Source organism: Bacillus sp. FSL K6-1284 (assembly GCF_038002625.1).
In the GTDB taxonomy this organism is placed as follows: Bacteria; Bacillota; Bacilli; order Bacillales; family Bacillaceae; genus Bacillus; species Bacillus paralicheniformis.
In genome coordinates this window covers 2,844,784-2,867,836 of sequence record NZ_JBBOCW010000001.1, presented here as the reverse complement: position 1 = coordinate 2,867,836, position 23,053 = coordinate 2,844,784, and the positions used below count along the sequence as shown (strand labels likewise).

Below are 23,053 nucleotides of genomic sequence, written 5' to 3'. Positions count from 1 at the left end.
AGGCCAAAGTTATCAATTCGATTGTTTATTACTAAGCCTATGTATTTCACGAGCCATTGATTCCAAAATATACATAACGGGGATTTGCGTAGTAATATTAGCATTTTCAAACCACTCTTCCGTCACGTAATACGAGATATTAATGTCGGATATTCTGGCAATGGTGGAGTGCTTATGATTTGTAATACTGATCACTTTACTTCCTTCTTGCTTGAGCTGATGAAGATGAGTGACTGTAGTATGGCCTTCACCTGAGACGGATAAAGCAATCGTGATGCTATTGCGGCGGAATTGGGAATGTGTCGGAAAGTAAGGATCTTTAATATACATTGAAAATTTGCCTAAACATGAGAAGTACCTTGCTCCGTACTCGGCAAGAATACCTGAGCTTCCTACGCCGATAAAAATGACACTCTCCGCTTTGGTAATTAGAAGCGCGGCCTCCGCAATCTTTTCTTCAATGTCTCCTTTTAACGTTCTCTCAAAAAACTCGGCTATTGAATGTTGGGAACTCTTCAATACCGTCTTTTTATTTTTTTCTAACTGCATTTTAAGCTTTACTTTAAATTCCGAAAAACCCTCACAATTTAGTTTTTTACAGAAACGCAGAATGGAGGCTGTTGATACGTGCGTTTCATCTGCCAATTCGCGGATTCGCATATAGACGACTTTCTCGCCATTTTGACAAATGTAATTGTATAAAGAAGTTTCCAGTTCATTAAACGAAGCGATGATCTCGTGTGTAAACATGTATGCGGGGCTCTCCTTCCCTTGACCCTTTCTGCTAACTCCATCTTAGCATACCTGCTTCCTAAGAAACATAGTGTTACATATGTGCAACAAATGACTTCTTGTGTGATTAAAAACAACATGTTACCGGCTTATTTACCGGCTTGCTCATCTGCAGATACAATTGATCCATAAGTACTTTTGCTAAATTACCCGGAGGTGTAAAGAGGATGACACAAGGAATTAAAATTGTCACGATAGGCGGGGGATCGAGTTATACTCCTGAATTAGTAGAAGGGTTTATCAAACGGTACGATGAATTGCCGGTTCGAGAATTATGGCTGGTAGATATTGAAGCGGGAAAAGAAAAATTAGAAATCGTCGGAAACCTTGCGAAAAGAATGATTGAAAAAGCCGGTCTTCCAATTGAAATTCATTTAACGCTTGACAGGAGATCAGCTTTACACAATGCCGATTTTGTTACGACTCAGTTTCGCGTAGGGCTGCTTGATGCCCGTGCAAAGGATGAAAGAATACCTTTGAGTCACGGGGTTTTAGGCCAAGAAACAAACGGACCGGGCGGATTGTTTAAGGGACTGCGTACCATTCCGGTTATATTGGATATTGTAAAAGATATGAAAGAGCTATGTCCGGATGCCTGGTTAATCAACTTTACAAATCCTGCCGGAATGGTGACCGAAGCTGTCCTTCGCTACACTGACCATAAGAAAATCGTCGGCTTGTGCAATGTTCCAATCGGAATTGAGATGGGGATCGCCAAGCTCTTGGATGTTGATCATTCACGGGTTCGCATTGATTTCGCCGGTCTCAATCATATGGTATATGGATTGGATGTATACGTCGACGGAGTCAGTGTAAAAGAGAAAGTGATGGAGCTGTTATCAGATCCGGAGAACAGCAGTTTTGTAAAAAACATCGAAGGGCAAGGCTGGGAGCCGGAATTTATTCGGGCCTTAAATGTATTAACCTGTCCATATCATATGTACTATTATAAGACAGATGAAATGCTGCAAAAAGAATTGGAAAACTTTAAAAAGGGAACAACGAGAGCTGAAGTCGTTCAGAAGCTTGAAGAGGAATTATTTGAGCTGTACAAAGATCCCGACCTGGCCGTTAAACCGCCTCAATTAGAGGAGCGCGGCGGTGCGTATTACAGCGACGCAGCCGTTCGTCTCGTTTCGTCTATCTATAACGATAAACGTGATATTCAGCCGGTTAACACAATCAACAATGGAGCGATTGCAAGTATTCCGGATGACTCTGCGGTTGAAGTAAGCTGTGTGATTACAAAGGAAGGTCCAAGGCCAATCGTTCATGGTGATCTGCCAGTTGCAGTCCGGGGACTCGTTCAGCAAATCAAGTCATTTGAACGAGTAGGCGCCGAAGCCGCTGTAACAGGAAGCTATGATACAGCTTTGCTGGCGATGACGATCAATCCGCTTGTCCCTTCTGATAAAATCGGCAAAGCGATTTTAGATGAAATGCTTGAAGCGCATAAAGAGCATTTGCCAAGGTTTTTTAAAAAAATAGAAGCATAAGGGGGGAGCAGTTGGTTAAATTGGGCGTTCACTTTATGTTCAGCTGATAAGGAGGAAAAAGTGAGCATAAAACTAATAGCGGTTGATATGGATGGAACATTTTTGGACGATGACATGAAATATAACAATGATCGTTTTATGAAACAATATCATGAATTAAAAGCACGGGGAATAAAATTTGTGGTTGCAAGCGGCAATCAATATGATCAGCTTAAATCCTTTTTTCCATCAATTAAAAATGAAATAGCTTTCGTTGCTGAGAACGGTGCTTACGTAATAGATTCGGGAAAAGAAATATTCTCAGGCGAAATGTCTAAAGAAACGATAAAAAAAGTTATCGATGTTATAGAAAAGTATGAATACACAAATCTAATTGTTTGCGGAAAAAAAAGTGCTTATATACATGAAGATGTTCGCGTCGATGCATATAAGCATGCTCGTAAATATTATCATAAACTGCAAAAAGTGCCTCATTTCGAAAATCTGAATGATAAAATATTCAAGTTCGCCACAAGCTTTTCCACGAAGGATGTTTCAGGACTTTTACGCGGCTTGAAAAAGTCAATCGGTTCTCTCGTTACTCCCGTATCAAGCGGACACGGCGACATCGATTTGATTATACCCGGCCTTCATAAAGCAAGCGGGATTAAAATCCTTCAAGAGCGGTGGGGCATTCGTAATTATGAGTCAGCTGCATTTGGAGACAGCGGAAACGACCTGGAGATGATTTCCACTGTTCAGTATGGAATAGCAATGGAGAATGCCCAGAAAATGATTAAAGATGCTTCCCGATATATAACACAATCCAATAACGAGGAAGGCGTCTTAAATGCCATAGACGCCATTCTTAAAAATGAAGAACCGTTTATATCATAATTCTAAAATGGAAAAAGCTTATGAAATGTCTTATCGCTTCATAGGCTTTTTTTGTTGAAAAATAGATGTTTCAATACCTTAGCTGCATAGGTTTCGCTTTAATTGAAAGCTTAATGAAATAGACGCCGGATTGTTAGGCCGGCTTCTGCGGGATCACTTTCTCTAGGCTTTCTTCCTTCTCCGCCCGGAAAAAACCATGAAATATCTTCATTAACGCGCGCTTTTCAGATTCGGGGCTCCGCGAAATCCCGAGCTCCTTCGCGATCTCGCGCTGCGTTTTTTTCTTCAAATCAAGGCCGAGGCGCCGGCGATGACTTCTTATTCTCTGCCGTCGAGGATGTCGTTGTATTTTTTGACTTTTTCAAGCCTGTGCCTGAGCTGGATGGTGTCGATGACGTCTTCGTTTTTTGATCCCGAGGACATCGATGAGGCTGATTTGGTGGCGGCCCATAGATTACCTGTTTGGAATTCAGGTGAAAAGTTCAGATAAAAAGAGTTTTACCAAAAGCGTTTGGGGAATTGACATTGACAAAAGTATTGCGTAAATAATTCCTTTTTATAAAATAAAAGGTAGTGATTTGGATATTGAATTGGGAGAGTAGCACTTTTTTTGCAGGTACTTGTTTTATGACTCCGTCAACGGGCATGAACAGCATACATAGAAGTATACAAGGGGACTGTAACAATTGGAGCGGCAATTTCTTTGACAGGTATAGATAAGGGTTCCTGCGAGCAGAGTAAAACAAACAGTTTTGACCCTAACTTCATTAGCATGAAGAGTTATTGCAAGAACTGACAGAGATAACTCCTGTTGAGGAATCAATGGAAATTAGCATTTTAATTCAAGATCCCGAAAACAATGTTGCTTATTATATCAATTCAGGGAAGCTAATAAAATATAAATGTAACCCAGAATCTTGGGAAGATATATCTCAGGAAGCTCTACTTCCGAAATAATTTGATTGAAGAATTGCCAGGTGTAAGGTGAGGCCTTCTTCAAAACAATACCCCTAGACCTTCGATGTAATCCAATAAAAGATATATTCAGATTTTAACCATTTAAGAGAAGCCGCCGATATTTGCGATATCCCCTTTAAGAAAAATATTAATTATAGGAGGAAAAATGATTTTAATAAGAAAAGCCAAAGTGTCAGACGCTAATTCAATTGCCAAAGTTCATGTGGAAAGTTGGAAAACCACATATCAAGGAGTATTGCCTGATGACACGTTATCTAAGCTTTCTGTCGAAAATCAGGCAAAGCTTTGGAGAACTTCATTAAGTGATCCTGAAAATCAAGATATTGTTTATGTTGCAGAAGAAACCGACGGTAAAATTATAGGCTTTGCTTCCGGAGGTCCAAACCGCGATCATCTTAGCAAATATAAGGGTGAAGTTTCCGCGATTTATCTGTTGTTACAGTATCAGAAAAAAGGAATCGGATCTCGACTAATGAAGGCGATTGTAGAGGAGCTTGTAAAGAAAAACATAAAATCATTAATGGTATGGGTTTTAGCCGGTAATCCATCGATAAATTTTTATGAAAAATTAGGTGGAAGGCAGAGCACAACAAAACAAATACAATTCGGTGAAGATTATTTCAAAGCTATTGCTATCGGCTGGACGGATATAAATGGTTTTTTGTTATAAAATGATCTACGTGTTATTATATGCTCCCCTAAAGGTAGGCAGATGAAATAAAAAAATCTGTTTGGTTGCTTTGGGGAGTCGGGATGCTTGTTACTAGACCAATGATCGGAAAAATGATTGATAAGATTGGTGCGAAATACGTGGTTATGGTCAGTCTTGTTTTTCCGCTTATCTTTATCACTGATAAAACAAGTTTGATTTGGATTTCCATCGTATTGTTCATCCGCGGCACCAGTATCGGGAATTAATCTTCCGTTGACGAGTGACGCTTATACAGGCTTGACAGAAAACAACTTCCAGAAGCAGGTATCGGTATTAATAATATTGAAAACACTTGGCTCAAGCTTTGGGTCAGCTGTGATCGCAACCGTTGGCGCAACTGTCATGGAAGGATTGCAACCAACGATTGCGAATAGCTTAAAGTTTATCATGCCGGGTTCTTAGTATCTACAATTGTCCTTGCCATAATCTTCATCTCACACATAAAAAAAACTAAATAAACAAATGGTCACTAGTGAAGTTGACACGCTCCAAGAGCAATCAAAATTGGCTGATTTATTCCATACGGTGAAACTTCATCGAGTAGAAGAAGACGCATCCGTTACCCAGCCAAATTAGCTCACATAAAAAGAGGCTGGGTTTTATATTATTCCTAGTCTCTTCATTGATCTCACTTCCGCTTCTCCTTCTCCGCCCGGTAAAACTCATGAAACATCTTCATCAGCGTGAACTTTTCAATCCGCGAAATCCCGAGCTCCTTCGCGATTTCCCGCTGCGTCTTCTCTTTCTTCAAATCAAGGCCGAAGCGGCCGACGATGACTTCTTTTTCCCGTCCGTCCAGAATATCGATGTATTTTTTGACTTTTTCAAGCTCTGTGCCTGAGCTGGATGGTGTCGATGACGTTTTCGTTTTCCGATTTGAGGACATCGATTAGGCTGATTTCGTTGCCACTCGCAAGTTATCTGTTTATTCCTGAGCCTTCTTTCATTAATAAAAGTAATTATCGTTCGTTTTTGTTATAATTTTGGAATATGAGACTGTGTTAGTTAAAGGTTTGATATAAGATAGATAGGAGGAAGGTTAAATGTTTCCTACTTTAGAAACAGAAAGACTAATTTTAAGAGAAATAACTTACGATGATGCAGAGGGGATTTTTGCTTGTTTTTCGAATGATATTGTCACACGTTTTTATGGCCAAGACTCGTTAGAAACTATTGATCAAGCAAGAGGCTTTGTGGATTTTTTCGCTAAAAACTTTGAAGAGAAAAAAGGAATTCGTTGGGGAATTGAAAGAAAAGGCGAAAGAGGGTTGATTGGGACAATTGGATTAAACGCATGGTCTCCAAAACACAAACGTGCAGAAATAGGTTATGAAATTCACCCGAATTACTGGAGAAAGGGATATATGTCTGAGGCATTATCCAAAGTCCTTTCACATGCCTCTGAAACTTTAGGTTTAACAAGAATAGGTGCGGTTGTGTTTACTGAAAATACAGCTTCAAACAACTTATTGACAAAAATGGGATTTCAAAAAGAGGGTATTTTAAAAAGATATATGTATCAAAACGGAAAGGTATATGATACATATGTTTATTCTTTTCTTCCACAAAATTAATTAACGTAGTTAAATAAAACGTTATTTTTTTGTATTGGTAATCGGATTTATTCGAAGATAGTATCTAGTTTCCGTTTGCTACATTAGGTTTTGAGGCTGCTTATAAAAGGTTTATTCACGTAAAGATCCCTAAAAAGAGGCCGGATTTTATTCTCCGGCCTTTTCTTCGGCATCATTTCCCCTTCGCCTTCTTCCCCTTCTCCTTCTCCGCCCGATAAAACTCATGAAACATCTTCATCAGCGCGCGCTTCTCAATCCGCGACACATAGCTCCGCGAAATCCCAAGCTCCTTCGCGATTTCGCGCTGCGTTTTTTCTTTCTTCAAATCAAGGCCAAATCTGCCGACGATGACTTCCTTTTCCCGTCCGTCCAGAATGTCGATGTATTTTTTGACTTTTTCAAGCTCCATGTTGAGCTGGATGGTGTCGATGACGTCTTCGTTTTCCGATTTGAGGACATCGATGAGGCTGATTTCGTTGACTCCTAGAGGTTATCCGTTTTTGTTGTATTAAAGTAATAAAGAATTTTTAAGTTTAACGTTATTTAAAAAAGAAACATACATACGTATTTGGTATGTCCCCCATGATGCTATTCACACGTATGAAAGTAACGGTCTTGAAAATATGTGGGGAGACGCACAAACAATTGCAATGAAAATTAAAGATGACATGAAAAGATAATTTGGTTTGCCATGAACTGTTGGAATTGAACCGAATACGCTGCTGGCAAAACTCTGTCTTGACACGAGTTTTTGGGCATGCCGAGATGTGAAAACAAAGAAATTTCAGTTTCTCTTTCCAATATTCGGGAGACAATTTAATCAAGCTCAATCTATTTCGCCCTGATCAAGAAAAAAGCGAATACTTGGGTACGTTATGGACGGTTTCAGAGAACGGTACGGCTCGTCAGCACTTCTACACGAAGTTTTTTATACAAACGCCGGAACCGCACGATTGAGATTAAAGTTAGAAAGGAAAATTGTGTATGCTGCGGGACAGAGGAAGTATCAAATGGGTGTCAATGATGTTACCGGAACACGTTGAATTGCTCAAAGAATATCATGAAAGTCTTGATAAAGTGAAAAAGCCGGTTGGTTGTCATATCATTTTTAATGACCTTTCTAAAATGGAGTCGTGTAGTTTATACGGTCACTGATACTCCTTCGTCTATATCCACTTACATTCTTCTGCTGAATGATAATGTCCATTACTCTATCTAAATTGCTCCCAGCTCTTTTGATGTTGTAGATGATGCACCAAAGAGCTTTTTCTACACACCTGCAGCCTTTCCTTGTGCAAGAGGGGAAGTGTCTACACCTAGCCCCACATGCACTACCTATCCCATTTTCTTCTCCCCACTGAAAAATTCTGATCTCTCCTTCTCTAAATATTTATATAGACACAGTATTTTTTACTGTGCCTATCCTAACTTTTCCCTTGATATCTCATCTAGGTTAGAAAAAAGAATGTCACACCCTAAGAATAGAAATGTAATAAAAAAGGATAAAAGTAACTCTCCACCTTGAAATATGGATACATTACTTAGATGGCTATTTGTAACATACTCTATGGAGAAATAAACGGCTATCCACGCAACAGCAAACTCAAATATATAAGTTATCCACTTAGGAATTCTAAGAAATATTGAGAGTCCTTTTATAACTGCCATAAGTATAAGCATGTAAACAAGTGCTAATGCGCTTACTAATAAAGAAAATATGTATAAATCAGACCTAGAGCTATAATTTACATAGTCGCCTAAGAAATGATTAACACCTAAAGAAACAAAATAAATAATTAGGCTAGGAACTGCCATGGCAAAGAATAAACAAAAGCCTATGAGGAGGATAAAAGATATGAACGCCAAGGTGTTTGGGGGATTATCTATAACCCCCTTTTTAATCAAAAGTAAAAACAAAACACAGGAAATAACCAAACATGAAAGTATAGCTAGAGTTATTGCTGTAAAGATAGTCATCTTTGACCTCCATTAGAAAAGTGCCATTAGTGGGGAACTAACAGCACTTTCTTAAATTTTTTATTCGTTAAATCAGCGTAATAATGAATTTTGCCAATGCTCTTGCCACATCAGGCGGACAGCCAATGCCTCTCAGTCCATTATAAAACTGATTCTCAGTCCATTTTTCGCCTTTATCCATCAACTTAGCTACTTTAGCAGAGTTTTTTCTAACCCATGCGGCGGCCTTTGGAGACAAAGGTCTAAGCATTTGCGATAAAACCCAACCTCCTGAGCGGAGAGCTAATTTAAAGGCTTTATAAGTCCATGACACTGCGCCTTGAGTTTGAAAATTCCCATTAGCAGTAGCTACTGTTTTAACAGGTACATTCTGTGACTTGATAGCGTTTTGTACCCCTTTATGAACAGTCACTTTCATAGCAACAGGAGTAGATGACGCTGTTTTTTCAGATGCTAATGCACCTGATGTGCCTAAGAAAGATGTAAGAAGCGTGGCGCTTAGAACCACTGAAGCTATTCTCTTTTTATTTTTCATATATATTTATCTCCTATTATATTATGAATAATTTTAAAACGATTTAATTGCAATGGTTGTCCAATATGCTAAAACTTTGGCATTTATGTTAGAAAGTCCTGATTTTTTAAGCGAATTATATAGCTTATTTTGGACATCAGACCACCCAAAGGCATAATACTCATCTAAAAGGTCTTTTAGTACGGGTTCTATATACTTTGTAAACCTTTCTTCAAGTTCATTTCTTACTTTCTTTCCTGCAAGCCTTTCTACAAGTTGAAAAAGCTTTGCTTTATTCTTTAGAACTGCCCGGATAGCATCTTTAACAGGCTTTGTAGCAGAGTTTTTATTTTGTAATTCAACCTTTGGTGTGAACAGACTATCTACAGTATAAACAATGGGTACGGATGTTCCAGTGGCATTAGTATCAATCTCATCATTTTCCTTAGCTTGAGATGACTGGACAAAGGAAGTAGAGCCAAGGGCTAAAGAAGCTATTACTATGAATCCTTTAGCTAGTCTATTGATAATCATTTCCTCCTCTACATATAATTAGTAGCAAACCAGTGACTATGTATTTAGGTTACAACCTGTAATTGTTTGCTTTGGTATGAATTCCCACCTCCTTGTGATTATTCTATCAGTAGTAAAAATATGGGTAAATAGGAAAAAGGAATAATATTTATTTACATAATTTACATTATTAAAAAGTTCAAAAAATATAATTGTGTATAGCTTATCTGTCATATGAGACTCTTTATAAGAGGAGAATAATGTACTAATAAATATTATCCCCTTCCATCTCTACCTTCCCTTTCGCCTTTTGTTTAATAATCTATTTTTAATCAAAATAAGACTTTCTAATGAACTTTACCAGGACTCAATCAGTGCAGGTTAAAGGCTTAGTGATGACTAATTTCATAAAGGCCAAATAAGTTTTCTAAAACCAAACTCAATTGACCTTTAGCAATGTTAAAGCCTATTATTTTGGGAGAGAGGTGCTATAATACTTTTACTCTTAAAAAAGGAGGAGGAACCTTATTAAGTTCCCCCTATATTCGACACAGTGGAGGCTGTAGCTATAGATTTATACTTCTAGTGTTGTAGGTAACTAGCAATTGGTACAGATTCTGCCCTTTCAAAGTAGTTTGCGATTTAAATAAGCAAAAAAAGACCAGGGTTATCTACTTCCTGGCCTTCTTATATTTTATTTTCCCTTCGCACGCTTCCGCTTCTCCTTCTCCGCCCGATAAAACTCATGAAACATCTTCATCAGCGCGCGCTTTTCAATCCGCGACACATAGCTCCGCGAAATCCCAAGCTCCTTCGCGATTTCGCGCTGCGTTTTTTCTTTCTTCAAATCAAGGCCAAATCTGCCGACGATTACTTCCTTTTCCCGTCCGTCCAGAATGTCGATGTATTTTTTGACTTTTTCAAGCTCCATGTTGAGCTGGATGGTGTCGATGACGTCTTCGTTTTCCGATTTGAGGACATCGATGAGGCTGATTTCGTTGCCTTCTTTGTCCTGGCCGATCGGGTCATGGAGGGAGACGTCTTTTTTCGTTTTTTTCAATGCGCGCAAATGCATGAGAATCTCGTTTTCTATACACCGTGCCGCATAAGTGGCGAGCTTTGTTCCTTTTCCGGCTGAATAGCTTTCGATCGCTTTGATCAGCCCGATCGTTCCAATGGAAATCAGGTCTTCTGCATCTTCGCCTGTGTTTTCGAATTTTTTGACGATGTGGGCGACCAGCCGGAGGTTATGCTCGATCAGCATGTTTCTCGCGTGTTCATCCCCCTGGGCCATCAGCTCCAAGTACTTTTTTTCGTCACTGCTTGACAGCGGCTGTGGAAAGGCATTGTTTTTCACATATGATACTAAAAAAACGAGTTCCTTGATGACATAACCGAGCGCTGCAAAAACACCTGTCATTATCGGCACCTCCACATAATGTATGTAGGCAGAAGCCTATATGTAAATGTATGTGGGAGGGGGGATGTCTGTGTCTGTACGCGGCAAAATTGCCGGACTGCCAAATATTTCGGCGTTCTGTTCGGCATGCAGCCGCTTGTTTTTGCAACCGCTTCCATTTTTTAATCGTTTACAAAAGTTAACAATAGCGGGATAATAAAGGCAAGGAGGTGAGGGTGCCGGACGGTTCACCATAGGGTAAACGCTATCAATCAGTTAGTCCGGTGCGGCAGATGAAAAACAAACGTCTGTTCATACTTTCGTTGATTGTGCTGAGCGTAGTCATGATCGGGGTTCAGGAAACCTTCCCAAATCTGCTGACGACAGGGTTAATGACTGTCGTTATTGCAGTGGCAGTTTTTAATATTTTAAAAGAATCGCTGAATAAAAAAGATGAAACACACAGCAAATGAGGCGGTAGAAAGCGACGGTGCTTCTATCGCCAATAGGAAAAAACGGCTCAAAGTGGTGAGCCGGTTTTCTTATTTGTCAGTCTTTCAATGCTTTTCCCATGCCTTTTAAAAATTGCAGACCGAAGCCGACGGCTCGGTTGATGTCAGGGTCGTTCATGGCTTTCAGCAGATCGAGGACCCCGGTTTTTTTATCGCTTTTTAAAAAGTCTTCTCCTTGTTTTGTGCCGGCGACGATGCTTTCTACCAGTTTCCCCATGACTTCCGGTTCAGCTTTGGAGAGAGCGCCGCCTGCCGCAATGGCTGTATTCATCAGGTTTTTGGCCGGCTCTTTAGACAGCTGGCCGAGGACGATTTTGGCGATATCTTCCTTTGCGCCGATCATGCTGTCTGCGGCATCAAGGACCCCGAGGCCGTTCAGTTCGCCGAGAAGCTTCATCGTTTTTGAAACGGCGGCTTCCTGTTCAGCCAAAAGGGCTTTGAGTTCTTCTAATTTTTCAAGCTTCATTTGCTCCTCAGATTTGTCTTCTTTGCGGATAGCGGTAATGGGAGCTGCCATGTGTGATGACCTCCTTTTGATTTAGTCTGTTAAATGAACGTACCCCGGACGCTTCCATTTCCGCTCGACTTCAGCTCCGTTTTGCGGATGGCGCTTCTTATTGCGCGGATTTGTTTTCGGAAGCGGCGGTTCTGCGCATCCGCCGAGCACTTCCATACGCACCTTTGTCTGCTTGTAAGCAGGTGTATTGGTACGCGCATCTACTGCGGGGCCGGTCAAGAAATTGATCGCAGATTCTTTATCTGTCGAGTTCATCGGCAAATACAACTCGTTCGCTCTAACCCGGTCTGTCACAAGCGCGGTTAATTTTACGGCGCCAAACGGCGAGATCAGTCTGACCTGCGATCCGTCGCAGATGCCCCTGTCTTTGGCAAGCTCAGGCGAGACTTCAACAAAGACGTCCGGCACTTTCGCCTGGATGCCTGCCGATTTGTTCGTCATATTTCCTTCGTGAAAATGCTCCAGCATTCGGCCGTTGTTAATGTGAAGGTCGTATTCTTCAGGGAATTCGGCCGGCTCTGTCCAGTCTGCGAGGGCAAAGCGCGCTTTCCGGTCAGGGAAGTTAAAGCCGTCTTCATATAAAAGAGGCGTGCTTTCTCCGGTCAGGCTGCCCCACAGGAAGCTGTTCCATCCTTCAATTGCGTCATAATCGGCCTTTGCGAACAGCGGTGACAGGCTTGCCATTTCTGAAAAAATATCTCCCGGGTGGCTGTAATGCCAGTCAACTCCAAGCCGGTTTGCGATGTCTTGAATGATGACCCAGTCCGGCTTTGCGTCTCCGAGCGGCGAAAGGGCCTGATACAATCGCTGGACGCGTCTTTCCGTGTTTGTAAAAGTTCCTTCTTTTTCAAGCGAAGCTGACGCAGGGAGAACAACGTCGGCGTATTGGGCTGTTTTCGAAAGGAACATATCCTGAACCACAAGGAAATCAAGGCTTGATAAAATGTCATGGACCCGGTTTGCGTTTGAATCGACTAAAGCCATATCTTCTCCGACGATATACATAGCTTTCATTTTGCCTTCTTCAACGGCGTGAAGCATTTCGATGTTGTCAAGTCCGGGTTTCTCGTTGATTGTTGTGCCGTAAGCTTTTTCGAACTTCTTCCGCGCTTTGTCATCTGTAATGTGCTGATATCCCGGAAGCCAGCCGGGAAGCGTCCCCATGTCGCATGCGCCCTGGACATTGTTATGGCCGCGGAGCGGGTACGCCCCAGCGCCCGGGCGGCGGTAATTACCGGTAGCTAAAAGCAGGTTTGAAATCGCGGCGGACGTGTCGGAACCGCCTGTGTTTTGGGTGACTCCCATTCCCCAGAGGACGCACGTACCGTCGGCGTCGCGGATCATCTCAGCGATTTGGATCAGCGTCTGTTGATTGATGCCTGTGATTTTTTCTGCATATTCAAGGGTGTATGTCTCAAGCGATTGCTTATATTCTTCAAAGAAATTGACGTTTTCATTGATAAACGCTTGATCGTGCCAGCCTTGGTCAATCATATACTTGGTCACGGCCATCAGCCATACTTGATCAGTTCCTTGCCGCGGTCTGATAAACAGATCCGAGCGTTCGGCCATTTCGTTTTTGCGAAGGTCAGCGACGATCAGCTTTTGTCCGTGAAGCTTATGGGCGCGCTTCACACGGGTTGCCAGTACCGGGTGGCCTTCGGCCGGGTTGGCGCCGACGATGATGACGAGGCCTGCTTTCGCGATGTCTTGAATGGTGCCAGCATCGCCGCCCATGCCGACTGTGCGGAACAATCCGTCCGTTGCCGGAGACTGGCAGTACCGCGAGCAGTTGTCGACATTGTTCGTGCCAAATACTTGCCGCGCCAGCTTTTGCATCAAGTAGTTTTCTTCATTCGTAATTTTTGAAGACGAAATAAACCCGACGGCGTCTTTTCCGCTCTGCTCCCGAATTGAGCCTAATCTGCGGGCGACGTAGTCAAGCGCTTCTTCCCAAGTTGATTCGACAAATTCGTCATTTTTGCGGATCAGCGGTTTGGTCAAACGCTCTTCCGCATTTACGAAATCCCATCCGAATTTCCCTTTCACACACGTCGAAATGGCGTTGACGGGAGCTTCTGACACCGGCTGAATTTTTAAGATGTCACGGCCTTTTGTCCATACTTCATATGAACAGCCGACACCGCAAAATGTACAGACGGTCTTTGTCTTTTTGATCCGCTGTGAACGCATCGCCGCCTCGACTTCTGAAACGGCAAAGATGCTGCTGTATCCCGGCTCTACATCTTTGACAAGGTCGATCATCGGCTCCATGACATCCGGTTTGATGCCTGTCATGAACCCGGCTTTTCCAAGCATCGATTTTTCCATTAACGCATTGCACGGACAAACCGTGACACACTGCCCGCAGCTGACACATGATGACTCGTTGATTGAAACGCCTTCATCCCAGATCACCCGTGGACGGTCACGCTCCCAGTCAATTGAGAGCGTCTCATTGACCTGCAGGTTTTGGCACACTTCAACACATTGTCCGCATGCGATGCACTGATTCGGATCATAGCGGTAAAAGGGATGCGACATATCGACTGCGCAAGACGGGTCTTCTTTTGGCGTGTAAGGGTATTTCTGCTCTTCGATTCCCATCATTTCTGCCGTATTATGTAGCGTACAGTTGCCGTTGTTGTTGTCGCATACCGTACAATAAAGCAAATGGTTTTCGAGCAGGCGGTCCATTGCTTCTTTTTGTGCTGCTTTGACCCGTTCTCCAGACAGGCTGACCGTCATTCCGTCTTCTGCCCGCAGGGAGCATGCCCGCTTTAATTTTCCGTCTGCTTCCACAATACAGGTATCACACGTTTGAATAGGATCCGTCTCTGGAACATGGCATATTTGCGGGTGTTCAAACCCGTTTTTGTTCAATATGTCTAAAACGGTTGCCCCGGCCGCTGCTTTAATTTCTTTGCCGTCTATCCGGACACTGATTGGCTTTCCGTCCATCTTTATTCCCCTCCATCATCTTTTCAAAATCAAAAAAGCCATGTACATATATACCGAATCCTGGCGTGGAAAGCGGTATAAACATACATGGCGGAATAGTTTACTAGCAAAGCTTACTAACAGACCAATCCTATATTGTCAGAATTCGATAGATTCATAACACGACGGTATTACAAATCCATCAGCCCGGCTTTTATTATAAAGTGATATTGATTATAATTCAATAGAATAGGAAAATTTTAACCAAGTGAAATGTCTAAGGGGACATCGAGACAGATGGAAGGTTTAAACGGAAGGGGTAAGCATGATGTCTAAAAAAATCCACGAATTCAACGATATGATCCGCAAGCTTCGAAAAGAGCTGTTTGGCAAGGGGCCTGAACGGATTCACACAGTCTTTGTCGACAATATGGCAGTTTCGACGCTTTACGGCAATTTGACGGCGAGCGAGCAATTTATCGCAAGCACGTCGGAGGGAAGGGAAATGGTCCATGCCGCAAGGACGACCCTGATTCAGAAACACTACTCCAATCACGTGCCGGAGGGAATGGAGCAGCTCATCGGAGCGAAGCTCGAGCACCTTTTTACAGACATCAAAATTCAGGAGGATATTGCGGTGTCTGTTTTTATCTTTGACCGCAATATTGAATACGGCACCGAATCAGCCAGCGGGGCTTGACGATCGGTCTCAAGTTCGAGGAGGAGTTATGATGATTGAACTGAAATCGAGTGAAAAACGAAAAGCAAAGGTTTTGTTAACAGACGAAAGTCCGACATTCGCGCATGCGATAGCCGAAGGACTTATCGAAGGAAACGTTTATGTCGATGATTTCTTCACACCGGCCACTGTTCTTTTTCGAACAGCTGCCGGGATTTATTATGTCGCTGGAGATATCCCCGACAGCGGAAGGAGCGAATGGCTTCACTATTTGAATGAACAGAGGAACGGAGCGCGCTTTACCGTGTTTTCGGCTTCTGAGGAGTGGGACGCCTTTTTAATTGGGGGGCTTGGCGATCCTCTGCAGCAAATGGAGCGCGTGTCATTTTTCCTTGGAAAAGAGGAATATGTTCGCAGCGCCGCATTTGCCGGTGTTGAAAGATTTTCTGAAGATGACTTTCAAAAAAGCGCGAATTTCACGGAAAAATACGCGATTGAGTATTGGGGAGGGCCAGGCCGTTTTTTGAAGAACGGTTTCGGATTTAAAGTGTCGCATGAAGGTGTGATCGCCAGTGAATGTGTCACCATTTTTTGTTCGGAACGCTTTGCCGAAGTTGATATCGTAACACACCTGGATTACAGGGGACGTGGGTTTGCAGCCCGCTGCGCCGGCGCTTTTATCGCGTATGCAATAGAGAACCGCTTGAAACCGCGCTGGGATTGCGACCGGCAAAACGTTGCATCGATTCGCCTCGCTGAAAAATTAGGCTTTCGACCTGTCAAAACATATACATTGTTTGTCGGAAAACCGTGAACCAATACGAATGTTTTTAAACAGGGGGGACAGGTTAAATGCATAGTAAGGACTATACGCTTGCAGGATGGCAGAGATTTCTCCCATTGAAAGTGCAGCTTCTCTCCTATATGATCGTAGTATTGGCTTTTGGAGGTGGAACGAATGAAAAAAAGCTTGGTGATGGTCCTCATCTTTCTGCTTCTGCTTGCAGGCTGCGGAGAGGACGATCCCAGAAAAGTCGTAGCATTTGGAGACAGCAATACACGCGGCTCAAATTGGCAATTTCGCGATTATCCAAAAGCGGAAAAATGGGTCAATTTACTTCAGACTTCCCTTCAAGGGCAGTACAAAATAAATAATGCGGGAATAGGCGGAGAAACGACAGAAGACGCCAGGCTTCGGTTCAGGAAGGATGTGCTGGATGAGCAGCCGGCATATCTTTTTATTATGTTCGGAACAAATGATGCAGCAATTCTTGCGAAAGGGCTGCCGCGCGTATCCAAAAAAAGGTTTAAAGAAAACCTCTATTATTTTGTTAAAGAAAGCCGCCGCCGCGGAATAGAGCCGATATTAATGACGTGCCTGCCGATCGTCGAAGGAAGCGGGGACAACATCTTTTATTATGCAAGATACCGGGCTGCTTCGTTTGAAAAATACGGAGGAGCGCGCAAATGGCACGATTCCTATAATGATGTCACAAGGGAAACGGCGCGTGAACTTGATGTGCCGCTGATCGACAACTGGAAAAACATCGTGAAAAAAGCAGGCGGAGCTACAGATGAGAAGCTGATCCATTCGGGGTTTATCGACCCATCGGGAAATCACTTAACCCCAAAAGGCGCGCGAATTATTTTTGAAGGAATTAATGAAAGTAAAGTTATAAAAACTTCTTGATTTAAGTAAAAGGCCTAGCCATTTCTCCTTTTTCTTCATAGGCTGTTACTATAACAGTCTAAAGGAGGAATGATGCGATGGGATATCCTTTTCCCGCTGGTCCGTGTTCTTACCCGGCTTATCCCGGATATGCAGGCGCCGCATACGGATATGCGTTCGTTGTCGTCCTTTTAGTCGTCCTGCTCGTCATCGGCGGGTTCTACTGGCTTAGTCCTCACGGATTCTTCAAATAGCACCTCTTTTAGAGAGGTGTTTTTTCATGAAAAACAGTAGTAAGCGTATTATTCAAGTGATATAATATCAACCTAAGTGAAAAAAAGCGGCAAGAGCGCTCGGGAGTGCTTGAGCTATGAAGAGACGGAAAGCAGATGACCGAGCGACCTTCTTTTGATTTCGGTTTCAATCAGCTCGATGAATTCGCGGTTCAAATTCATCTCATTTGCTTTAATGTATGATTCTATTAAAAGTTCATCAGACAGCTTTTTCATACTCGGTACCCATTTAATGGGGAAGACACCTCCTCATAAAAATTGGAATAACCTGTTTGGAATAAGCATAAAATGTTAAGTTATATGATCTTTGTTTGAAGTACCTATAATCTATCATGAATATTGGGCGAGAACAATCGTTCTGTTATCCACACCAAAAAGTGGATAACTTGTGGGTATCATGTTTATAATTTAATAAAAGGTCGATGAAATATGAGTGGATACTGTGTGTAATTTTATCCACACCTGTTGAAGAATCCTATTATATGTCGAAAACTTTTCGGACAGCCGATTTTTTAAGACACTTTTAGATTTGATTCGACACATTGAAAAAAGAAGCAGTAATTGAAAGGAAAGGGTGCGGCTTTGTGTTAAAAAAGTTCTTTTTGCCGGATGAATTTGTAAAAAATATTTTTCATATTACCCCTGAAAAACTAAAAGAGCGCAATGTAAAAGGGATTATTACGGATTTGGACAACACGCTTGTAGAATGGGACAGGCCTAGTGCTACACCGCGTCTCATCGAGTGGTTTGAAGAGATGAAAGAGCACGGCATTAAAGTGACAATTGTCTCAAATAATAATGAAAAACGCGTCAAAATATTTTCTGAACCGCTTAATATCCCGTTTATTTACAAAGCGAAAAAGCCGATGGGCAGAGCTTTCAGAAAAGCCGTCAAAAATATGGGTCTTAAAAAAGAAGACGTCGTTGTCATAGGAGATCAGCTCATGACAGATGTGCTGGGAGGGAACCGCAATGGGTTTCATACCATTCTTGTCGTGCCTGTGGCTGCTTCCGACGGCTTTTTTACGCGTTTCAACCGCCAGGTGGAACGCAGGATTCTCAGCGCTTTAAAACGGAAAGGCCATATTCAGTGGGAGGATTAAAGAATGGAAAAGGTAGTTTGTATCGGATGCGGAGTCGCCATTCAAACCGAAGATAAAAATAAACTGGGCTACGCGCCTGAAGCATCGCTGTTAAAAGATAATGTCATCTGCCAGCGCTGCTTCAGATTGAAAAATTATAACGAAATTCAGGATGTTTCACTGACGGACGATGACTTTTTGAAAATCCTGCACGGCATCGGGGAAACGGATTCGCTTATCGTGAAAATCGTCGACATCTTTGATTTCAACGGAAGCTGGATCAACGGCCTAAACCGCTTTGTCGGAGGCAATCCGATCTTATTAATAGGAAACAAAGCAGACATTCTCCCTAAATCAGTCAAGCGCGAGCGCCTTGTAAACTGGATGAAGCGCGAAGCGAAAGAGCTCGGCTTAAGGCCTGTTGATGTGCTGCTCGTCAGCGCCGGGCGCGGGCAGGGGATGAAAGATGCGATCGACGCGATCGAACATTACAGACAGGGCAAAGACGTATATGTCGTCGGGTGTACGAACGTAGGAAAATCAACGTTTATCAATCGGATTATTAAAGAGGTTTCCGGAGAGGGCGACATTATTACGACATCTCAATATCCGGGGACAACGCTTGACGCGATTGAAATTCCTCTGGATGATGGATCGGCGATGTATGATACGCCGGGAATCATCAACCATCATCAAATGGCGCACTATGTCGCGAAACGCGATCTGAAAATATTAACGCCGAAGAAGGAGCTAAAGCCCCGCACCTTTCAGCTGAACGAAGAACAGACGCTGTTTTTCGGCGCATTGTCGCGGTTTGATTATGCAAGCGGAGGCAGATCTTCGTTTGTATGCTATATGCCGAATGAACTCAACATCCACAGAACAAAGCTTGAAAACGCGGATCAGCTGTATGAAAAACACGCTGGGGAAATGCTTGCTCCCCCTGCAAAAGAAGATCTTGACTCGTTTCCGGAGCTTGTTAAACATACGTTTACGATTAAAGAGCCGAAAACGGACGTTGTGTTCTCGGGCCTCGGCTGGGTAACTGTCCAAGAGGCGAACCAAAAAATTGTCGCCCACGCGCCTAAAGGCGTTCACGTGTTTTTACGCAGATCTCTAATATAAGTGCTAAGGGGAGAGAGTTATGAAACCGATGTACGGACTGATTGGCAATCCGGTGGCTCATTCCATGTCTCCGGACATCCATAATGCGGCTTTGGAGGATCTTTCTTTAGAAGGACATTATCACGCTTTTCGCGTGGAAAACGAAGATCTTGAAGATGCTGTGAAAGGTATGCGGGCCCTTGGCATTCAAGGGTTTAATGTGACGGTCCCCCATAAAGTATCGATCATGAAGCATCTCGACCGTATTGATGAAAGCGCCGAAGCTCTCGGGGCGGTCAACACTGTCAGAAGAGAAAAAGAAGGGCTGGTCGGATATAATACAGATGGAGCAGGATTTCTTAAATCGCTGAAGCCATCCCTTGATCGTCCGCTTTCTGAGCTCTCGATACTGTTGATTGGGGCAGGCGGTGCGGCGAGGGCGATATTTACCACTCTGGCAGCTGAGATGCCGAAGCAGCTGGACGTGGCGAATCGTACACCTGAAAAGGCACTAGCATTCACTAAGCGTTTTGAAGGAGAGGCACGTGCTTTGTCGTTGCAGGAAGCAGAAGCAGACTTGTCAGCATATGATATCGTGATTCAAACGACGTCGGTCGGGATGCACCCGAACATCGAAGCTGCCCCGCTTTCATTGGCGAATGCGAAAGAAACGTGCCTTGTATGCGATATTATCTACAATCCGCTGAAAACGGCCCTGCTGCAGGAGGCTGAAGCAAAAGGCTTGAAAACATTGGACGGAGTCGGCATGTTCATCGGCCAGGCAGCCCTTGCTTTTGAGCTGTGGACCGGACATGAGCCTAATATGGAAAAAATGAAATCAATTGTGTTGCAGCAACTAGGAGGAAAATCATGCTAACAGGAAAACAAAAACGCTATTTGCGCCGGGAAGCGCATCATCTGTCACCGATTTTTCAAGTCGGTAAAGGCGGAGTCAACGAAAACATGGTCAAACAAATCAGTGAAGCGCTTGAAGCCAGGGAATTAATCAAGGTGAGCGTGCTGCAAAACTGCGAGCAGCCTAAAGAGGAAGTAGCCGAAGCGCTGGCGGGCGGAGCACGCGCCGAACTGGTGCAGACGATCGGAAACATTATCGTGCTGTATAAGGAGTCGAAAGAAAATAAAAAAATTGAGCTTCCTTAACGCTTAAAGGTGGTAATCATGAGGAAAATCGGGATTTTTGGAGGGACATTTGATCCTCCGCACAACGGGCATTTATTAATGGCAAATGAAGTCCTGTATAAACTGGATCTTGATGAAATTTGGTTCATGCCCAACCAAATTCCGCCGCATAAACAAAAAAACTCGTTTTCGCTAGGTATGCACAGGGCGGAAATGCTGAAGCTCGCCATATCGGGGAAAGAGCAATTTAAATTGGAGACGATCGAACTCGAAAGGGAAGGCCCTTCTTATACATTTGATACCGTTCGCCTGCTGAAAGACCGATATCCAAACGATAAGTTTTACTTTATTATCGGCGCGGATATGGTGGAATACCTGCCGAAATGGTCAAACATTGACAAGCTTGTCAACATGATTCAATTTGTCGGGGTGAAACGACCCGGCTTTCAAATTGAGACGCCGTATCCGCTCGTTTTTGTCGATGTGCCTATTTTTGAAGTATCATCATCTTTACTTAGGGACCGCATTAAAAATCAGCAGCCGACAGATTATTTAATCCCTGACGAAGTGAAGGTCTATGTGAAGGAGAATCATCTATATGAAACGTGAGGAAGCCTTAGCCTGCGTGCAAGAACAGCTGACAGAACAGCGCTACATCCATACGGTCGGCGTAATGGAGACGGCTGTCAAACTTGCCGAACGGTTTGGCGCAGATGTGAAAAAAGCCGAAATCGCCGCGATATTTCATGACTATGCCAAATTTCGCCCGAAAGAGGAAATGAAACAAATCATCCTCAACGGGTGCGGGCCGCTTGAAGTGCTCGATTTTCATCATGAACTTTGGCATGCGCCGGCAGGAGCAGCGCTTGTCAAAACAGAGGTTGGAATTACGGATGAAGACATCCTGTCAGCCATTCGATTCCATACATCTGGGAGGCCGAATATGACGCTTCTTGAGAAAGTGATTTATGTAGCGGATTATATCGAGCCGGGCCGCCGTTTTCCAGGGGTTGAAGAGGTTCGGACTCTCGCTGAGGAAGATTTGGATTTGGCGCTTATCCAGGCGTTGAAAAATACGATGACATTTTTAATTTCAAAAAATCAGGCCGTTTATCCGGAAACGGTCGCCACATATAATGCTTTAGTAAACGATAGACACTAGGAGGAATTACTGAATGGATCAAGCTTCAATTTTAAAAATTGCCGCAGAGGCCTGCGATGATAAACGGGCGGAAGATATGATCGCCTTGAATATGCAGGGGATTTCGCTTGTGGCTGATTATTTTCTGATTTGCCATGGGAATTCTGACAAACAGGTTCAGGCCATTGCCCGGGAAATTAAGGATCAGGCTGAAGAAAATGGAATCAATGTGAAGAAAATGGAGGGCTTTGACGAAGCCAGATGGGTTTTGATCGATTTGGGCGATGTCGTTGTCCACGTTTTCCACAAAGAGGAACGAGGCTATTACAACCTTGAAAAGCTGTGGGGAGACGCGCCGACTGAAGACCTTTCGTTCGGAGTTAATGAATGATTTATAAAGGATTTTCCGGTATTTATGACAAGCTGATGTCTCACGCTCCTTACGATGAGTGGGTCAGCTGGATTGAAAAAACGATCGGTGCACAGCAGAAAGAACGTATACGGATACTTGATCTGGCGTGCGGAACGGGTGAAATATCGGTCCGCTTGGCTGAAAAAGGCTACGCTGTCACAGGAATCGATATAAGCGAAGATATGCTTGCACAGGCTCAGTACAAAGCAGCCGTTCGGCAGCTCGATATTCAGTTCTTTCAGCAGGATATGCGCGAGCTTGCCGGACATGGGCAAGAGTTTGACGCGGTTGTGATCTGCTGTGACTCGCTGAATTATCTAAAGAGCGAAAAAGACGTTTTCAATACTTTTAAAAACGTTTTTTCTCTATTAAAAGAAGGCGGGCTTCTTCTGTTTGATGTTCATTCCATTTACAAAATGGATGTCATTTTTCCGGGAAGTACGTATGCCGATCAGGATGAAGAAGTCAGCGTCATTTGGCAAAGCTATGCGGGGGATGAGCCTCATTCAGCTGTTCACGATTTGACCTTCTTCGTAGAAAGCGGAGGCGTATACGAAAGGTTTGATGAATCGCATGAACAGCGGACTTTCCAGACGGAAAAGTATATCAGCTTATTGCGGCAAGCCGGATTTGAGGTGCAGTGTGTGACTGCCGATTTTTCAAAATTGGAGCCTGGCGCAGAGTCGGAACGTCATTTTTATACAGCGAAAAAAACAAAAACCATCGTTTAATC

Annotated in this window: 25 protein-coding genes and 5 pseudogenes; 19 read left to right on the top strand and 11 right to left on the bottom strand. The window is 43.2% G+C overall.

Annotated elements, in window-relative coordinates:
• Window positions 1-12: 12 nt before the first annotated feature.
• Window positions 13-750 (bottom strand): MurR/RpiR family transcriptional regulator, encoded by a 738-nt coding sequence (locus MHB72_RS14710; RefSeq protein ID WP_216919993.1) that lies wholly within the window; start codon window positions 748-750, stop codon window positions 13-15.
• 209 nt (window positions 751-959) lie between these two features.
• Between MHB72_RS14710 and MHB72_RS14705 the strand changes: the two genes are divergently transcribed.
• Entirely contained in the window at window positions 960-2,288 is a 1,329-nt protein-coding gene (locus MHB72_RS14705) for a 6-phospho-beta-glucosidase (RefSeq protein ID WP_105980235.1), read from the top strand.
• Window positions 2,289-2,348: 60 nt separating this feature from the next.
• Window positions 2,349-3,164 (top strand): Cof-type HAD-IIB family hydrolase, encoded by an 816-nt coding sequence (locus MHB72_RS14700; protein ID WP_216919995.1) that lies wholly within the window; start codon window positions 2,349-2,351, stop codon window positions 3,162-3,164.
• A 133-nt stretch (window positions 3,165-3,297) separates the two neighbouring features.
• Here the strand turns inward: MHB72_RS14700 and MHB72_RS14695 are convergent.
• A pseudogene (locus tag MHB72_RS14695) lies at window positions 3,298-3,606 on the bottom strand (hypothetical protein); the annotation flags it as partial.
• 681 nt (window positions 3,607-4,287) lie between these two features.
• On the opposite strand from MHB72_RS14695, the gene MHB72_RS14690 reads away from it, so the two are divergent.
• Together MHB72_RS14690 and MHB72_RS14685 are read left to right on the top strand one after the other, a co-directional pair.
• Window positions 4,288-4,812, top strand: coding sequence for a GNAT family N-acetyltransferase (locus MHB72_RS14690; protein WP_216919997.1), 525 nt, complete (start codon window positions 4,288-4,290; stop codon window positions 4,810-4,812).
• 74 nt (window positions 4,813-4,886) lie between these two features.
• A pseudogene (locus MHB72_RS14685) lies at window positions 4,887-5,312 on the top strand (hypothetical protein); the annotation flags it as partial.
• Window positions 5,313-5,482: 170 nt separating this feature from the next.
• On the opposite strand, the pseudogene MHB72_RS14680 reads toward MHB72_RS14685, so the two are convergent.
• Window positions 5,483-5,762 (bottom strand): annotated as a pseudogene (locus MHB72_RS14680) (sigma factor-like helix-turn-helix DNA-binding protein); the annotation flags it as partial.
• 135 nt (window positions 5,763-5,897) lie between these two features.
• On the opposite strand from MHB72_RS14680, the gene MHB72_RS14675 reads away from it, so the two are divergent.
• Window positions 5,898-6,428, top strand: a complete 531-nt coding sequence (locus tag MHB72_RS14675) for a GNAT family N-acetyltransferase (protein ID WP_216919999.1) — start codon at window positions 5,898-5,900, stop codon at window positions 6,426-6,428.
• Between the two features lie 172 nt (window positions 6,429-6,600).
• On the opposite strand, the pseudogene MHB72_RS14670 reads toward MHB72_RS14675, so the two are convergent.
• A pseudogene (locus MHB72_RS14670) lies at window positions 6,601-6,906 on the bottom strand (sigma-70 family RNA polymerase sigma factor); the annotation flags it as partial.
• A 506-nt stretch (window positions 6,907-7,412) separates the two neighbouring features.
• On the opposite strand from MHB72_RS14670, the pseudogene MHB72_RS14665 reads away from it, so the two are divergent.
• Window positions 7,413-7,520 (top strand): annotated as a pseudogene (locus MHB72_RS14665) (YolD-like family protein); the annotation flags it as partial.
• Between the two features lie 327 nt (window positions 7,521-7,847).
• Here the strand turns inward: MHB72_RS14665 and MHB72_RS14660 are convergent.
• The 4 genes from MHB72_RS14660 to sigK form a co-directional block, all read right to left on the bottom strand.
• Entirely contained in the window at window positions 7,848-8,405 is a 558-nt protein-coding gene (locus MHB72_RS14660) for a hypothetical protein (protein WP_023855269.1), read from the bottom strand.
• A gap of 67 nt (window positions 8,406-8,472) precedes the next feature.
• A complete protein-coding gene (locus tag MHB72_RS14655; RefSeq protein ID WP_026579257.1) occupies window positions 8,473-8,940 on the bottom strand; it encodes a hypothetical protein in 468 nt (155 codons plus the stop codon).
• A gap of 33 nt (window positions 8,941-8,973) precedes the next feature.
• The gene (locus tag MHB72_RS14650) at window positions 8,974-9,453 is read right to left on the bottom strand and encodes a hypothetical protein (protein WP_023855267.1); all 480 of its coding nucleotides are present in this window, start codon (window positions 9,451-9,453) and stop codon (window positions 8,974-8,976) included.
• Window positions 9,454-10,126: 673 nt separating this feature from the next.
• A complete protein-coding gene (gene sigK, locus MHB72_RS14645; RefSeq protein ID WP_023855266.1) occupies window positions 10,127-10,852 on the bottom strand; it encodes an RNA polymerase sporulation sigma factor SigK in 726 nt (241 codons plus the stop codon).
• Window positions 10,853-11,124: 272 nt separating this feature from the next.
• On the opposite strand from sigK, the gene MHB72_RS14640 reads away from it, so the two are divergent.
• A complete protein-coding gene (locus tag MHB72_RS14640) occupies window positions 11,125-11,304 on the top strand; it encodes a hypothetical protein (RefSeq protein WP_023855265.1) in 180 nt (59 codons plus the stop codon).
• Window positions 11,305-11,380: 76 nt separating this feature from the next.
• Here the strand turns inward: MHB72_RS14640 and MHB72_RS14635 are convergent, their stop codons facing one another.
• Both MHB72_RS14635 and fdhF read right to left on the bottom strand, forming a co-directional pair.
• The gene (locus MHB72_RS14635; RefSeq protein WP_216920001.1) at window positions 11,381-11,860 is read right to left on the bottom strand and encodes a DUF1641 domain-containing protein; all 480 of its coding nucleotides are present in this window, start codon (window positions 11,858-11,860) and stop codon (window positions 11,381-11,383) included.
• Between the two features lie 21 nt (window positions 11,861-11,881).
• Window positions 11,882-14,821, bottom strand: a complete 2,940-nt coding sequence (fdhF, locus tag MHB72_RS14630; protein WP_216920003.1) for a formate dehydrogenase subunit alpha — start codon at window positions 14,819-14,821, stop codon at window positions 11,882-11,884.
• 307 nt (window positions 14,822-15,128) lie between these two features.
• Between fdhF and MHB72_RS14625 the strand changes: the two genes are divergently transcribed.
• From MHB72_RS14625 to MHB72_RS14610, 4 genes are all read left to right on the top strand, one after another.
• On the top strand, window positions 15,129-15,500 hold the full coding sequence (locus MHB72_RS14625; protein WP_025811122.1) for a DUF2294 domain-containing protein: 372 nt from the start codon (window positions 15,129-15,131) through the stop codon (window positions 15,498-15,500).
• Between the two features lie 31 nt (window positions 15,501-15,531).
• Window positions 15,532-16,293, top strand: coding sequence for a GNAT family N-acetyltransferase (locus MHB72_RS14620; RefSeq protein ID WP_216920006.1), 762 nt, complete (start codon window positions 15,532-15,534; stop codon window positions 16,291-16,293).
• Window positions 16,294-16,437: 144 nt separating this feature from the next.
• Complete coding sequence (locus MHB72_RS14615; protein WP_020452283.1) at window positions 16,438-17,169, top strand: SGNH/GDSL hydrolase family protein; 732 nt, start codon at window positions 16,438-16,440, stop codon at window positions 17,167-17,169.
• A 77-nt stretch (window positions 17,170-17,246) separates the two neighbouring features.
• Window positions 17,247-17,402, top strand: coding sequence for a hypothetical protein (locus tag MHB72_RS14610; RefSeq protein ID WP_023855260.1), 156 nt, complete (start codon window positions 17,247-17,249; stop codon window positions 17,400-17,402).
• 114 nt (window positions 17,403-17,516) lie between these two features.
• Here MHB72_RS14610 and MHB72_RS14605 read toward each other — a convergent pair whose 3' ends face one another.
• Entirely contained in the window at window positions 17,517-17,657 is a 141-nt protein-coding gene (locus MHB72_RS14605) for a sporulation histidine kinase inhibitor Sda (RefSeq protein ID WP_003183713.1), read from the bottom strand.
• A gap of 368 nt (window positions 17,658-18,025) precedes the next feature.
• On the opposite strand from MHB72_RS14605, the gene MHB72_RS14600 reads away from it, so the two are divergent.
• Genes MHB72_RS14600 through MHB72_RS14565 form a run of 8 tightly spaced genes read left to right on the top strand, consistent with a single transcriptional unit; the run spans window position 18,026 to window position 23,051 of the window.
• Window positions 18,026-18,544 carry a YqeG family HAD IIIA-type phosphatase gene (locus MHB72_RS14600; protein WP_020452282.1) on the top strand — a complete coding sequence of 173 codons (519 nt, stop codon included), beginning with the start codon at window positions 18,026-18,028 and terminating at the stop codon, window positions 18,542-18,544.
• A gap of 3 nt (window positions 18,545-18,547) precedes the next feature.
• Window positions 18,548-19,648 carry a ribosome biogenesis GTPase YqeH gene (yqeH, locus tag MHB72_RS14595; RefSeq protein ID WP_020452281.1) on the top strand — a complete coding sequence of 367 codons (1,101 nt, stop codon included), beginning with the start codon at window positions 18,548-18,550 and terminating at the stop codon, window positions 19,646-19,648.
• 19 nt (window positions 19,649-19,667) lie between these two features.
• Window positions 19,668-20,504, top strand: a complete 837-nt coding sequence (gene aroE / locus MHB72_RS14590) for a shikimate dehydrogenase (protein ID WP_020452280.1) — start codon at window positions 19,668-19,670, stop codon at window positions 20,502-20,504.
• Complete coding sequence (gene yhbY / locus MHB72_RS14585) at window positions 20,498-20,788, top strand: ribosome assembly RNA-binding protein YhbY (protein ID WP_003183704.1); 291 nt, start codon at window positions 20,498-20,500, stop codon at window positions 20,786-20,788. Before aroE ends, yhbY begins: the two co-directional genes overlap by 7 nt.
• Before the next feature lie 18 nt (window positions 20,789-20,806).
• A complete protein-coding gene (locus MHB72_RS14580) occupies window positions 20,807-21,376 on the top strand; it encodes a nicotinate-nucleotide adenylyltransferase (protein ID WP_216920008.1) in 570 nt (189 codons plus the stop codon).
• Window positions 21,366-21,929: a bis(5'-nucleosyl)-tetraphosphatase (symmetrical) YqeK gene (yqeK, locus tag MHB72_RS14575; protein ID WP_216920010.1), complete on the top strand. Its 564-nt coding sequence runs from the start codon at window positions 21,366-21,368 to the stop codon at window positions 21,927-21,929. The genes MHB72_RS14580 and yqeK overlap by 11 nt, the downstream gene beginning before the upstream one ends.
• A 13-nt stretch (window positions 21,930-21,942) precedes the next feature.
• The gene (gene rsfS / locus MHB72_RS14570; protein WP_023855256.1) at window positions 21,943-22,299 is read left to right on the top strand and encodes a ribosome silencing factor; all 357 of its coding nucleotides are present in this window, start codon (window positions 21,943-21,945) and stop codon (window positions 22,297-22,299) included.
• On the top strand, window positions 22,296-23,051 hold the full coding sequence (locus MHB72_RS14565) for a class I SAM-dependent DNA methyltransferase (RefSeq protein WP_216920011.1): 756 nt from the start codon (window positions 22,296-22,298) through the stop codon (window positions 23,049-23,051). Before rsfS ends, MHB72_RS14565 begins: the two co-directional genes overlap by 4 nt.
• Window positions 23,052-23,053 lie beyond the last annotated feature (2 nt).

Bases quoted from the DNA above. Each gene is read 5' to 3' on its own strand.
- MHB72_RS14580 (WP_216920008.1), top strand. From the start codon at position 20,807: ATGAGGAAAATCGGGATTTTTGGAGGGACATTTGATCCTCCGCACAAC.
- MHB72_RS14635 (WP_216920001.1), bottom strand. From the start codon at position 11,860: ATGGCAGCTCCCATTACCGCTATCCGCAAAGAAGACAAATCTGAGGAG.
- MHB72_RS14655 (WP_026579257.1), bottom strand. From the start codon at position 8,940: ATGAAAAATAAAAAGAGAATAGCTTCAGTGGTTCTAAGCGCCACGCTT.
- yhbY (WP_003183704.1), top strand. From the start codon at position 20,498: ATGCTAACAGGAAAACAAAAACGCTATTTGCGCCGGGAAGCGCATCAT.
- aroE (WP_020452280.1), top strand. From the start codon at position 19,668: ATGAAACCGATGTACGGACTGATTGGCAATCCGGTGGCTCATTCCATG.
- MHB72_RS14650 (WP_023855267.1), bottom strand. From the start codon at position 9,453: ATGATTATCAATAGACTAGCTAAAGGATTCATAGTAATAGCTTCTTTA.
- MHB72_RS14565 (WP_216920011.1), top strand. From the start codon at position 22,296: ATGATTTATAAAGGATTTTCCGGTATTTATGACAAGCTGATGTCTCAC.
- rsfS (WP_023855256.1), top strand. From the start codon at position 21,943: ATGGATCAAGCTTCAATTTTAAAAATTGCCGCAGAGGCCTGCGATGAT.
- fdhF (WP_216920003.1), bottom strand. From the start codon at position 14,821: ATGGACGGAAAGCCAATCAGTGTCCGGATAGACGGCAAAGAAATTAAA.
- yqeK (WP_216920010.1), top strand. From the start codon at position 21,366: ATGAAACGTGAGGAAGCCTTAGCCTGCGTGCAAGAACAGCTGACAGAA.
- MHB72_RS14620 (WP_216920006.1), top strand. From the start codon at position 15,532: ATGATTGAACTGAAATCGAGTGAAAAACGAAAAGCAAAGGTTTTGTTA.
- MHB72_RS14640 (WP_023855265.1), top strand. From the start codon at position 11,125: ATGAAAAACAAACGTCTGTTCATACTTTCGTTGATTGTGCTGAGCGTA.
- MHB72_RS14710 (WP_216919993.1), bottom strand. From the start codon at position 750: ATGTTTACACACGAGATCATCGCTTCGTTTAATGAACTGGAAACTTCT.
- sigK (WP_023855266.1), bottom strand. From the start codon at position 10,852: ATGACAGGTGTTTTTGCAGCGCTCGGTTATGTCATCAAGGAACTCGTT.
- MHB72_RS14605 (WP_003183713.1), bottom strand. From the start codon at position 17,657: ATGAAAAAGCTGTCTGATGAACTTTTAATAGAATCATACATTAAAGCA.
- MHB72_RS14625 (WP_025811122.1), top strand. From the start codon at position 15,129: ATGTCTAAAAAAATCCACGAATTCAACGATATGATCCGCAAGCTTCGA.
- yqeH (WP_020452281.1), top strand. From the start codon at position 18,548: ATGGAAAAGGTAGTTTGTATCGGATGCGGAGTCGCCATTCAAACCGAA.
- MHB72_RS14610 (WP_023855260.1), top strand. From the start codon at position 17,247: ATGGGATATCCTTTTCCCGCTGGTCCGTGTTCTTACCCGGCTTATCCC.
- MHB72_RS14675 (WP_216919999.1), top strand. From the start codon at position 5,898: ATGTTTCCTACTTTAGAAACAGAAAGACTAATTTTAAGAGAAATAACT.
- MHB72_RS14690 (WP_216919997.1), top strand. From the start codon at position 4,288: ATGATTTTAATAAGAAAAGCCAAAGTGTCAGACGCTAATTCAATTGCC.
- MHB72_RS14660 (WP_023855269.1), bottom strand. From the start codon at position 8,405: ATGACTATCTTTACAGCAATAACTCTAGCTATACTTTCATGTTTGGTT.
- MHB72_RS14705 (WP_105980235.1), top strand. From the start codon at position 960: ATGACACAAGGAATTAAAATTGTCACGATAGGCGGGGGATCGAGTTAT.
- MHB72_RS14615 (WP_020452283.1), top strand. From the start codon at position 16,438: ATGAAAAAAAGCTTGGTGATGGTCCTCATCTTTCTGCTTCTGCTTGCA.